The sequence below is a fragment of the Haliovirga abyssi genome, from assembly GCF_030295325.1.
In the GTDB taxonomy this organism is placed as follows: Bacteria; Fusobacteriota; Fusobacteriia; order Fusobacteriales; family Haliovirgaceae; genus Haliovirga; species Haliovirga abyssi.
In genome coordinates this window covers 1,195,427-1,207,565 of the sequence record NZ_AP027059.1, presented here as the reverse complement: position 1 = coordinate 1,207,565, position 12,139 = coordinate 1,195,427, and the positions used below count along the sequence as shown (strand labels likewise).

Here is a 12,139-nt window from a genome sequence, read left to right as displayed (position 1 = left end):
TCTTAAAAAATAAAATTAAAAATATTATCAAGGAGGGTTTATAAATGAATATAGTAAAAATAACAGACTTCATGTCAGAAAAATTAATCAACTTAGAGTTAAAATCAAATACAAAAGAAGAGGTATTGAAAGAATTAAAAGAATTATTAAATGGGTCAATAAATATTTTAGATGCAGACAAATGTTATGAAGGGTTAGTCGCAAGAGAAAAAATAGGAAGTACAGGAATAGGGAAAGGCGTTGCAATTCCACATACTAAAACTGATTTTGTAACTAAATTAACTGTTGGATTTGGGATAAGTAGAGAAGGGATAGATTTTGATTCTTTAGATAATGAAAAAACACATATGTTTTTTGTTTTTGCTTCACCAATAAAAGATAGTCAAACATATTTAAAAGTATTAGCTAGAATTTCTAGATTAATAAGAAATAAAGAATTTAGAAATAGATTATTAAGCGCAAATACTCCAAATGAAATCATAGAATTAATAAATAAAGAAGAAGAGTAAATGTTTTGTGAATTAGGAAAATTTAATGATAATATAAATCTAGAAATTTTATTATCAATTTTTAGAAGTCAAGAGATTAAATATTACAAAAGCGGAGAAAACAATTCTGTTTTGGGAATAGAAATTGGTTCTTTAGGAGAAGTAAAATTATATGTAGAAAAAGACAAACTAGATGTTGCTATGAAGATAGTAGAAAGTTGGAGGAAAAGATGAAATGTTTATATTGTAATGCCGATAATAGTAAAGTAATTGATAGTAGAATAGTATCAGAAGGGCATGCAATAAGAAGAAGAAGAGAATGCCCAAAATGTGGAAAAAGATTTACAACATATGAAAGAGTAGAAGAAATGGTAATTACAGTTGTGAAAAAAAATGGAACAAGAGAAGATTTTGATAAAAATAAAGTTTTAAGAGGATTGTTAAGAGCAACTGAAAAAAGAGATATTAGTAGGGATAAATTAGAGGAATTAATTATAGAAATTGAAAAAGATATATATAATAATTTGAAAGGTGAAATAAAAAGCAAAAAAATTGGGAAGTTAATAATGAAAAATCTTAGAAAACTTGATGAAGTAGCTTATGTCAGATTTGCTTCTGTATATAATGAATTTGATAGTTTAGAAAATTTCATAAAAGAGATAGATAAAATAAAAAAAGAGGGTTAATAATGATTCTAGATGAGATAATAAATCATAAAAAAATTGAAATTAAAAAATTGAAATCAGAAAATAGTTTAGATAATTTTATAAATAAAATTAAATTATTTGAATCTAAATTTAAAGAAAATTTATCTAAAAAAGGAATTTCAATAATTTCAGAAGTAAAAAAAGCCTCTCCATCAAAAGGGATTATAAGAGAGGATTTTAATTACTTGAAAATTGCTAAAGAATATGAAGAAAATGGGGCAAGTGCAATATCAGTATTAACTGATAAAAAGTTTTTTCAAGGAGATTCAAAATATCTATATGATATATCAAAAGAAGTGGAATTACCTACTTTACGAAAAGACTTCATCATTGATGAATACCAAATTTATGAAGCAAAATATTTAGGAGCGCATGCTATTTTATTAATAGGGGAAGTTTTAGACTATAAAACATTAATAAAATTTATAGAATTAGCTAACAGGTTAAAATTAGGTGTATTATTAGAAGTTCATTCGGAAGAGGTTTTAAAAAAAGCATTAGATACACCTGCAAAAATTATAGGTGTAAATAATAGAAATTTACAAACGTTTAATGTGGATATATATAACGTGATTAAGTTAAGAGAAAAAATTCCAATGGATAGATTAGTTGTAGCAGAAAGCGGAATAAAAAGTAGAGAAGATATTAAACTTTTAGAAAAAAATTACATTGATGCTGCTTTAATAGGAGAAACATTAATGAAATCTAAAAATATTGGAAAGAAACTATTAGAACTTTTAGGGAGATAAAAAATGATAAAAGTAGAAGATATAAAAAAACTTGAAATTGTAAAAACATTTATAAAAAGAGCTGATTTATGCCTTGAAGCAATAGGATATACAGAACATGGATTTAGACATACAGGAATTGTATCTGTAAATTCAAAAAGAATTTTACAAGAATTAGGATATAGCGAAAAAATGTGCGAACTAGCAGCAATAGCTGGATATTTACACGATATAGGAAATGCGATAAATAGAGTAAATCATCCACACTATAGTGCACTTATGGCAAAAGATATTCTTTTAGATTTAGGGATGAATATTGAAGATACAGCTATAGTAATGAGTGCAATAGGGAATCATGATGAAAGCTTTGGAGGAGAGCCTGTGAATCCAATATCGGCAGCATTAATAATAGCGGATAAAGCAGATGTTCATCGTTCAAGAGTTAGAGGAACGGATCAACTATCATTTGATATACATGATAGAGTAAATTATGCAGCAATTCATTCATCTGTAGTAGTAAATAAAGAGGAAAAAATTATTTCATTAGAGTTATCAATTGATACTCAAATATCACAAGTTATGGAATATTTTGAAATATTTTTATCAAGAATGGTTATATCAAAAAAATCTGCAAATTTTTTAGGGTGTAAATTTAAATTAGTAATAAATGAGTATAGTTTATTATAGTTATATTTAATTTTTCATATGAAAGATTAAATATTTAGGAGGAAATTAATGAAGGTTTTAGTGATACATGGTGTAAATTTAAATATGTTAGGAAAAAGAGAACCTGGAATTTATGGGAATAAAAATTTTGATGATATAAATAATATTATAAAAAATAAAGCAAAAAGAGAAAATATAGATATTGAAATTTATCAATCAAATCATGAAGGAGAAATTGTAGATAAAATTCAAGAAGCTTATGATAATGCAGTGGATTATATAATAATTAATCCTGCAGCTTTTACTCATTATAGTATAGCTATAAGAGATGCGTTGGCTGCTGTAAATATTCCGTTTGTAGAAGTTCATATTTCTAATGTGTATAAGAGGGAAAAATTTAGACATAAATCTGTTACTGCACCTATAGCAATTGGGCAAATTACAGGATTTTCATATTATGGATATTTAATGGCAATAGATTATTTGAAGTATAGAGAAAATGGAGAATAGAGATGTTAGTAAATATTTTTAGTGGGTTAATGAATATTGTAGGGATAATGGGATATCCAGGAATTATATTTTTCATGGCATTAGAGAGTTCTTTTGTTCCTTTCCCAAGTGAAGTTATAATACCGCCAGCAGGCTATTTGGCAGCACAAGGGCAAATGAACTTATATTTAGTTATTATTAGTGGAATTATAGGAAGTTTAATGGGCTCTTTTTTAAATTATTATATAGCTTTAATATATGGAAGAAAATTTGTATTGAAGTTTGGAAAATATTTTGGATTAACAGAAAAAAGATTTATGAAGGTAGAAGAATATTTTAATGAACATGGAGCTATTAGTACTTTTATAGGAAGATTAATAACAGTAGTTAGACAATATATATCTTTTCCAGCAGGTCTTACAAAAATGAAAAAGTGGAAGTTTGCATTATATACTTTTCTTGGAGCTGGATTGTGGAATGCCGTGTTGGCATATATAGGGTATTTAGTTGGAAATAATCTAGAATTAATAAAAAAATACTCACATAAAGCAGCTATTTATGTTATAGTTATTTCTTTTGTAATAATTGTGATATATATTATATTATATAAGAATAAAAAGAAAAATAAAGTTGATAAATAATAAATATAATAAAAAACATTTTAATTTTACGGGGGCGAAAAAAATGAAATTGTTTAGTAATAATATCACTATCCTAGAAAAAGGGTTGGATGCTTATTCAAAAAGAGCAAATGTATTGGCTAATAATATAGCTAATGTGAATACTCCTAATTATAAGAGAGAGGATATTCAGTTTGAATCTATTTTAAGAGAAACCCTGTCAAAAGATAATAGTGAAAAAATAAAAGGAGTTACGACAAATTCAAAACATTTTGAAATTAATTCAACTCCAAGTTTAGAAAATATTGGAGCAAAGATTATTAGAGAAGATAATACTACAATGAGAAATGATGGAAATAGTGTTGATATAGAAAAAGAACAAGGGGAGCTTGCAAAAAATAATATTAGATATCAATTTGCAGCAACAAGATTAACTCAAAATTTTTTCATATTAAAGAGTGTGATAAAAGGGAAATAAAGGGGTGATTTAAATGGGGATTTTTGGAATAATTAATACAAGTGCATCAGGATTAACTGCAGAAAGATTAAGGATGGATGTGATCTCAGAAAATATTGCCAATGCAAATACAACTGTAACTAAAAATGGAACTCCTTATAGAAGAAAAGAGGTAATATTTCAAGCTAGAAAAAACACAGAATTTAAAATACCAATGAATATGTCGAATGAAAATGACTCTGAAATAGGAAATGGAGTAAGAGTATTAAAAATAGCAGAGGATAAAGCACCTTTTAAATATGTATATAATCCAAATCATCCAAATGCAAATAAAGATGGATATGTAGCTATGCCAAATGTAAACATTGTGAAAGAGATGACTGACATGATTACAGCTACAAGAGCATATGAGGCAAATGTTACTGTTATTAATTCAGCAAAAGGTATGGCAAATTCAGCTCTTAGCATAGGGAAATAGTTAAGTGATAAAGGGAGTGGCTAATAATGAAAATTAATGGTATAATAAACCCAAATATTTTGGGTGATATTTCAAATAAAAAAAATAAACAAGAAGCAGAAACAAGTTTTTCTAATGTTTTAAAAGGAATAGTAGAAGATGCAAATAACTTACAAAAAGATGCAAATTTAAAAACACAAAATTTTGTATCAGGAAAAATAGATAATATCCAAGAGGTAATGGTTGCTGGACAGAAAGCAGAGATAGCTATGTCTTTTGTAATAGAAGTTAGAAATAAACTGTTAGATGCATATCAAGAATTTAGCAGAATGCAGGTATAATTTATAAATTTATGAGATATAAAAACAAAAGGGGATATATAGGTTATGGATGAGACTATAAAAAAAATTATAGAAAAAGCAAAGAGTATATGGGAAGGGTTAAGCAAGATAAAAAAAATTTTAATAATAGTTTCAATAGTAGCTACAATGATTTTTACAATTTTATTTTCAATGGCGTCATCTAGAACTAATTATGAACCTCTTTTTACAGAATTAACAGCAAAAGATGCCTCTTTAATAAAAGCGGATTTAGATAAAAAGGGAGTTAAGTATAAAATAAGTCAAGGTGGGACAGCAATAGAGGTGGATTCCAAAGAAAAATATTCTTTAAGATTAGATTTAGCAAAAGATGGAGTAGTCCCAACTGGAGGGACTGTTGGATTTGAAATATTTGATAAAGCAAAAATAGGATCTACTGATTTTGATAAAAAAATGATGTTTTTAAGAGCTCAAAAAGGTGAGTTAGAAAGAACTATAGCAGCACTTTCACAAGTAAAAAAAGCAGTTGTAAATATAACTCCGGCAGAAGATTCTCCTTTTGCAGAGGATAGAGTTTCTGCAAAGGCATCTATTTTAGTTCAATTACAGCCATTAGGAAAACTTACTGAAGAAAATGTAAAAGGGATAATGCTTTTAGCAGTTAGTTCTGTGGAAGGATTGACGATAGATAATGTAGAAGTAATAGATAGTAATGGAAATATATTATCTGATAATATAACTATAAATAAGAACAGTAGTGAATTTAATGATAAAAAATTACAACTTCAAAATAAAATGGAAAAAGAGCTAGAGAGGAAAGTTACAGGACTGCTAAGTGTTTTAGGAGCGGGTAATTATAGAGTAAAAGTTGCCGTATCTTTAGATTTTGATAAACAATTGACAAACAAAGAGGAATATACAACTCCAACAATATCTGGAGAACAATCAACACAAGGTTTAGTTAGAAGTAAACAAGAAAATAATGAAATTTATAAAGGTACTGGTGATGGGAATGCTTCTGGTGTACCAGGGACATCTTCTAATATACCAGGATATGTAGCGACAGATAGCTCAAAAAATGGAAAAGAGTATTCAAAAAATAATAATACTGTAAATTATGAGTTGAATAAAACAAACTCTCAATATGAGAAATCTCTTGGAAGTATAAAAAAATTAAATGTATCTGTTGTTTTAAATGAAAACTCAGATTATTTTAAAAAAACAAAATTTAATGACAACGAAAGAACAAAGTTTCAAAATATGGTAAAAGCAGCAATTAATTTTGATGATAATAGGGGAGATAAAATTAATATCGATGTAATACCATTTGATACAAAAACAATTGATAAATTTCAGCATGTTATAGAAACACAACAAAAATATCAAAAGTATATTGTAATTGGAGTTATTGCAAGTATAATATTAATTATAGCATTAGTTATTATTTATTTTGTAATGAAAAAAGCAGAAGAAAAGAGGTTAAGAGAAAAAGAGAGAAGAGCAGTAGAAGAACTTATTCCAGAGATGGAGGAAGTTGCTCTAGGAGAACAATTAACTGTGGAAGAACAAGAAAGAAAAGAAAAAGAAGAGCAAATAAAAAATATAGCAAAACAAAAGCCTGAAGAAGTTGCAGGATTAATTAGAACATGGTTGCTTCAAGACTAAAAAATTATATTTTAGGAATTTCTTAGGAGGATATAATGGCAGATGAACCCAAATTACATGGTAAACAAAAAGCAGCTATATTGCTTATATCTCTAGGACAAGATACAGCTGCTGAAGTTTTTAAACATTTAAAAGATGAAGAGATAGAACAATTGACACTAGAAATAGCTAGACTTCATAAAGTAGATGCGAATACAAAAGACATTGTTTATGGAGAGTTTTCAGATTTAATGTTAGCACAACAATATATATCACAAGGTGGAATTAGTTATGCTAGAGATATATTAACTAAAGCTTTAGGTGAAAATAAGGCTTTAGATATAATAACAAAATTGACATCATCATTACAAGTAAAACCGTTTGATTTTATACAAAGAACAGAGCCATCCCAAATATTAAATTTTATATCAGGAGAGCATCCACAAACAATAGCATTGATTATATCATATTTATCATCAGATAAAGCTGGACTTATTATATCAGAGCTACCACCAGAAAAACAGGCTGATATAGCTAAAAGATTAGCTATGATGGATAGGACTTCTCCAGAGATGATAAGAGAGGTCGAACGTGTATTAGAAAGAAAGCTTTCTTCAGTTGTAGGGCAAGATTATACATCTACAGGAGGAATAGATTCTTTAGTTGAAATATTAAATAATGTGGATAGAGGAACAGAAAAAACTATTATAGAAAGCTTAGAAGAACAAGAACCAGAGTTAGCAGAAGAAGTTAAAAAGAGAATGTTTGTATTTGAAGATGTAATACTTCTTGATGATAAAGCAATTCAGTTAGTTTTACGTGGTGTGGAAGGGAAAGATTTAGCTCTAGCATTAAAAGGATCTAGTGAAGAAGTAAAAGAAAAGATACTAAAAAACATGTCAAAAAGAGCTGCTGAAAATTTAAATGAAGATATGGAATATATGGGTCCTGTAAGAATAAAAGATGTACAGGAGGCTCAACAAAAAGTTGTAAATATAATACGTAAATTGGAAGAATCAGGAGAAATTGTAATAGCTAGAGGAAGCGAGGATGAGATGATTGTTTAATGTCATAAAAGGAGAATTCATACAAAATAATAGTAAACCTATTATAATAGGTGATAAGTGTGAACAAAAAAATATAAAAAATTATGGCATAGAAGAGTTGGATAACAAAAAAGAGGAATTAGAAACTCTAAATAAAAATATAAAAGAAAAAGAATTAGAATTAAAAAATTTAAGCGAAAAAATAGAGCGAAAAAAAATAGAATTAAATGAAAAGGTCAATAAAATAATAGAAGAAGCTAATCAAAAAGCTGAATATGAACTAGAAGTAAACAAAAATAGAGGTTATCAAGATGGCTATCAAGCTGGAGAAAAGAGTGCAAAAGAAGAAATAATAGAGCAAACAAAAAGTTTGATTATTAGAGCACAAGGGATTATTGATGAGACTGTTGAAATTAGAAATAATACAATAAAAGAAAATGAAGAGGCAATAATAAAATTATCTATAGAGATTGCCAAAAAAATAATAAAATTAGAAGTTTCAGAAAATAATAAGATAATAAAAAATAATATTTTAGAGTCAATAAAAAAAGTCCCAATTAGTAAAAAATTAAAAATATTTATAAATTGGGAAGATTTGAATTATTTAAAGGATATAAAGGAGGAGGTTATTTCTCAAATAAATGGGGTAGATAGACAAGAAATAGAGATGATAGAAGACTCTAGAATAGAAAAAGGCGGTTGTATATTGGAAACAAGTATGGGAACAATTGATGCTTCGATAAATTCACAATTAGAAGTTTTATTTGAAGGTTTAATGAAGGTGAAGGATTAAATTTGAATGGAAGTGTATAATGAAAATTAATGTTGAAGAATATATATCGAAAGTTAAAAAGATTGATACTGTGAAAATAAATGGTAAAGTAATAAGGGTAGTTGGACTAACTATAGAGTCAGAAGGTCCTATTGTGCAATTAGGAGAACATTGTTATATAAAAACTTTTAATGGAAATGATAGAGTAGATGCGGAAGTAGTTGGATTTGATGAAGATAAAATATTATTAATGCCATTAGGAGAACTAAAAGGAATAGGGCATGGTTGTGAAGTAGTGGCAACAGGGAGAAGTTTAAGTATTCCTGTTGGAGAAAATATGCTAGGAAGAATAGTAGATGGACTAGGAAAGCCAATGGATAATAATGGCCAAATAATGGTTGAAAAGCATATGCCTTTAGATACTTCAGCTCCAAATCCTTTAACTAGAAAGAGAATTGTGGAACCTTTATCAGTTGGAGTAAGAGCAATAGATGGAGTTTTAACTTGTGGAAAAGGGCAAAGAGTTGGTATTTTTGCAGGAAGTGGAGTTGGGAAAAGTACATTGTTAGGGATGATTTCCAGGAATAGTTCTGCGGATATAAATGTAATAGGATTAATAGGAGAAAGGGGTAGAGAGGTTAGAGAATTTATTGAAAGAGATTTGGGGGAAGAGGGACTTAAAAAATCAGTAGTAGTAGTAGTTACTTCAGATCAACCAGCATTAGTAAGAATAAAAGGTGCAATGACAGCCACAGCAATAGCAGAATATTTTAGAGACAAAGGAATGAACGTAATGTTAATGATGGATTCTTTAACTCGTTTTGCAATGGCTCAAAGGGAAGTTGGTCTTGCAATAGGAGAGCCACCAGCTACAAGGGGATATACACCTTCCGTTTTTTCTATGCTACCAAGATTATTGGAAAGAACTGGAAATTCAGACAAAGGAACAATCACAGGATTATATACAGTATTAGTAGATGGAGATGATATGAATGACCCAATTGCAGATGCAGTGAGAGGTATTCTTGATGGACATATTGTTTTGTCTAGGAATATTGCAGCAAAAAATCATTTTCCAGCAATTGATATTTTAGTAAGTGCTTCTAGACTAATTACAGAAGTAGCTACAAAAGAACATGTTATGAATGCAAGAAAAGTCAGAGAAGTTTTGGCGAATTATAATGAGATTGAAGATTTGATAAATATAGGAGCATATAAAGAAGGTAGCAATGTAAGAGCTGATTATGCTATTTCTAAAATAGAGGAGGTAAATAGTTTTTTAAAACAAGAAATAATGGAAAAGAGTGATTTGGAAGGAGCAGTTACATCACTTGAAAATATTTTTTCAAATTAATTATATAAGGAGAGATTTATAATGAAAAAATTGTTTAGTATAGTATTAATAACTCTATTATTTTCTGCATGTGGAAGTACAGAAATAAAAAACACAAAAGATATAAATAGATTAAAAAAAAGAGTTACATTAAACAGTAAAGAGGAAATTCAGTTAGAAAATATAATAAAAGATAGTTTGGCAGACTCTGAAGTAAGAAAAAGTGCATATTTTATGTTGAAAAGTAAAGATATAAAATTTACAAAAAATAGTTTAGAAACTGTATTAACTACAGAAACAATAAACGAAGATACTCTTAAAGAGTTTTTTATTAAAGAATCTTTGAAATATGATAGCTTTATCTATCCAGAATCAATTAAGTTGAATTTGTTTAATTATTTATTAAAAAATAAACAATATGGTGAATTTTATAAACAATATAATGGTGAGACAATAGATATTCCTTCAAACGAAAAAGAACAATTGATAAAGAGAATAGAATATAAAAAATCAAATGATAGGCTAGAAAAACTATTAAAACTTTCTATATCTAATAATGATTATGAAATGTTTGAAAATCTTTTAAAATATAATTTATATTTTTCTATAAATTATATTTTAAATAATAAAGAAGAATGGTTTGAAAAAACATTAAAAAATAGTTCTGATATATTTAAAAGTATGATCTACGAGATAGATTCTTCTAATTATGAAAAATATAAAAATATATTATATTTTTATTTAAATAAAAATTTAGAAGCAAATTTTAAAGCAAAAGTATTAGATTTAATTTTTGAAAATGAAATGAATATTAAAGAAAAATTATTTTCTGAAAATATTGATTTACAAAAGAGAGCAATCTCAAAGTATGGAGTGAAAAAAAGTAAGGAATTTTTTAAGAATAATTTAAATAAAAACAAAAAATTAGCTTTTAGAGGTCTAGCAATTTTACATGATGATAATCTGTTTGATATTTTGAAAGAAAATTATATAAATTCTTCTAAAACAGAATATTTAGAAGATATTTTTATATTAAATACTCCTGAGAGTAGAAAGTTTTTAATAAAAGAATTAAAAAAAATGAATACTAAAAATACAAAAAATATATTATCAATTTTGCAAACATATAATTCTATACAACTTATAAATATATTGTATGATTTAGCATTAGAAGAAGGAAATTTATCAAATCAAAAATTGTATATTGATTTTATATTTAATAATAATATAAAATTAGCTATAAAATTAGCTATTAAAATCACACAAGATAATAGTTATAGCATTAAATTAAAACAATATGTAATAAAAAGAATCGGAGAAATCAATGGAGAAGAAACTAAAAATCATATTTTGCAAACTATTGAAAATAAAATGTATAAATCGTATATAGAAAAAGAAAAAAAATTAGTATCATTTTCTAAAAAACAAAAACTTTGGAAACATTATTTAGAAATTTTTCCAAAAAGTTATTATAAAAATGAAATTGAGATAAAATCAAACAAATACAATGGAATTTTAGAAAAAATAAAAAAAGAAATTACGAATAATTTCAATAAGCAATTGTTAACAATAGATAAAAAAATAGAAGAATATAACAAGTACTTACTTACAGAAAATGAAACAAATAAAATTAATAATATGAAAAACAAAATTAAAAAATTGAAATTAGAAAAAGAAAAATTAATAAGAAATAATAAAGAAACAGAGATTGAAAAACTTGAAAATTTAGATTCTGAATATAAAGATCTGTCAGAAGAAATAAACAGTCTAAATCAACAAATTTATTATCTAGAGCAAGAAGGAAAGAAAGCAATTTTAATTAAACAATTAGGCATGGATATGCAGAAATTAATAGGGAAAAAAGGAGAAGTATTGGAAAAAATTTCTTTGATATATGGATATTATTTGGATAATTATAAAATCAATGGAAAAATATTAAGCGAAGATACGTTAAGTGATCTTGAGGAAAGATAGATGTTTAAATTTAGATTTCAAAAAGCTTTAGAATTTAAGCAAAAAGAAGAAGATATTATAAAAGATGAACTTAAACAAAAAAGATATGAATTAAATATTTTGCAAGAAAAACTAATTGAAGTAGAGAATGAAATTAAAATATTTATGAAAAAATATTCTGAAATGAAACAAAATAGAATTAACATAATGATGATTAAAAATTATGATAGTTTTTTATTAAGATTAAAGAAAAAGAAAGAGATATCAGAAATAAATATTAAGGAAAAAGAAAAAGAGATAGAAAAAAGTGAAGAATTATACTTTGAAAAAAGAAAAGAAAAGAAAACTTTTGAGAAATTGAAAGAAAAATATTTTGAAAGGTATAAAGAAGAAGAAATAAAAAAAGAACAAAAATTTATAGACGAAATATCAAATAATATGTATAATAGGAGAAAGTAA

Annotated in this window: 16 protein-coding genes; all 16 read left to right on the top strand. The window is 26.4% G+C overall.

Features of this window, described 5'->3' with window-relative positions:
* Positions 1–44: 44 nt before the first annotated feature.
* The 16 genes from RDY08_RS05440 to fliJ are packed head-to-tail and all read left to right on the top strand — an operon-like array spanning position 45 to position 12,139.
* Positions 45–509, top strand: a complete 465-nt coding sequence (locus RDY08_RS05440) for a PTS sugar transporter subunit IIA (protein WP_307905421.1) — start codon at positions 45–47, stop codon at positions 507–509.
* Entirely contained in the window at positions 510–722 is a 213-nt protein-coding gene (locus RDY08_RS05435; RefSeq protein ID WP_307905420.1) for a putative signal transducing protein, read from the top strand.
* A complete protein-coding gene (gene nrdR / locus RDY08_RS05430; RefSeq protein WP_307905419.1) occupies positions 719–1,174 on the top strand; it encodes a transcriptional regulator NrdR in 456 nt (151 codons plus the stop codon). Before RDY08_RS05435 ends, nrdR begins: the two co-directional genes overlap by 4 nt.
* Positions 1,175–1,176: 2 nt before the next feature.
* A complete protein-coding gene (gene trpC / locus RDY08_RS05425) occupies positions 1,177–1,944 on the top strand; it encodes an indole-3-glycerol phosphate synthase TrpC (protein ID WP_307905418.1) in 768 nt (255 codons plus the stop codon).
* Between the two features lie 3 nt (positions 1,945–1,947).
* On the top strand, positions 1,948–2,610 hold the full coding sequence (locus tag RDY08_RS05420) for an HD domain-containing protein (protein ID WP_307905417.1): 663 nt from the start codon (positions 1,948–1,950) through the stop codon (positions 2,608–2,610).
* Positions 2,611–2,658: 48 nt separating this feature from the next.
* Positions 2,659–3,099 carry a type II 3-dehydroquinate dehydratase gene (gene aroQ / locus RDY08_RS05415; protein WP_307905416.1) on the top strand — a complete coding sequence of 147 codons (441 nt, stop codon included), beginning with the start codon at positions 2,659–2,661 and terminating at the stop codon, positions 3,097–3,099.
* 2 nt (positions 3,100–3,101) lie between these two features.
* On the top strand, positions 3,102–3,719 hold the full coding sequence (locus tag RDY08_RS05410) for a DedA family protein (RefSeq protein WP_307905415.1): 618 nt from the start codon (positions 3,102–3,104) through the stop codon (positions 3,717–3,719).
* A 43-nt stretch (positions 3,720–3,762) separates the two neighbouring features.
* Complete coding sequence (flgB, locus tag RDY08_RS05405) at positions 3,763–4,176, top strand: flagellar basal body rod protein FlgB (RefSeq protein ID WP_307905414.1); 414 nt, start codon at positions 3,763–3,765, stop codon at positions 4,174–4,176.
* A gap of 13 nt (positions 4,177–4,189) precedes the next feature.
* Positions 4,190–4,633, top strand: coding sequence for a flagellar basal body rod protein FlgC (flgC, locus tag RDY08_RS05400; protein ID WP_307905413.1), 444 nt, complete (start codon positions 4,190–4,192; stop codon positions 4,631–4,633).
* A gap of 26 nt (positions 4,634–4,659) precedes the next feature.
* Positions 4,660–4,953 carry a flagellar hook-basal body complex protein FliE gene (gene fliE, locus RDY08_RS05395; protein ID WP_307905412.1) on the top strand — a complete coding sequence of 98 codons (294 nt, stop codon included), beginning with the start codon at positions 4,660–4,662 and terminating at the stop codon, positions 4,951–4,953.
* A 45-nt stretch (positions 4,954–4,998) separates the two neighbouring features.
* On the top strand, positions 4,999–6,597 hold the full coding sequence (gene fliF, locus RDY08_RS05390; protein ID WP_307905411.1) for a flagellar basal-body MS-ring/collar protein FliF: 1,599 nt from the start codon (positions 4,999–5,001) through the stop codon (positions 6,595–6,597).
* 35 nt (positions 6,598–6,632) lie between these two features.
* On the top strand, positions 6,633–7,643 hold the full coding sequence (fliG, locus tag RDY08_RS05385) for a flagellar motor switch protein FliG (RefSeq protein WP_307905410.1): 1,011 nt from the start codon (positions 6,633–6,635) through the stop codon (positions 7,641–7,643).
* A complete protein-coding gene (locus RDY08_RS05380; protein ID WP_307905409.1) occupies positions 7,636–8,415 on the top strand; it encodes a FliH/SctL family protein in 780 nt (259 codons plus the stop codon). The genes fliG and RDY08_RS05380 overlap by 8 nt, the downstream gene beginning before the upstream one ends.
* 19 nt (positions 8,416–8,434) lie before the next feature.
* Positions 8,435–9,748, top strand: a complete 1,314-nt coding sequence (gene fliI, locus RDY08_RS05375; protein WP_307905408.1) for a flagellar protein export ATPase FliI — start codon at positions 8,435–8,437, stop codon at positions 9,746–9,748.
* A gap of 21 nt (positions 9,749–9,769) precedes the next feature.
* Positions 9,770–11,701: a hypothetical protein gene (locus tag RDY08_RS05370; protein ID WP_307905407.1), complete on the top strand. Its 1,932-nt coding sequence runs from the start codon at positions 9,770–9,772 to the stop codon at positions 11,699–11,701.
* Entirely contained in the window at positions 11,702–12,139 is a 438-nt protein-coding gene (fliJ, locus tag RDY08_RS05365) for a flagellar export protein FliJ (RefSeq protein WP_307905406.1), read from the top strand. It abuts the gene before it with no gap.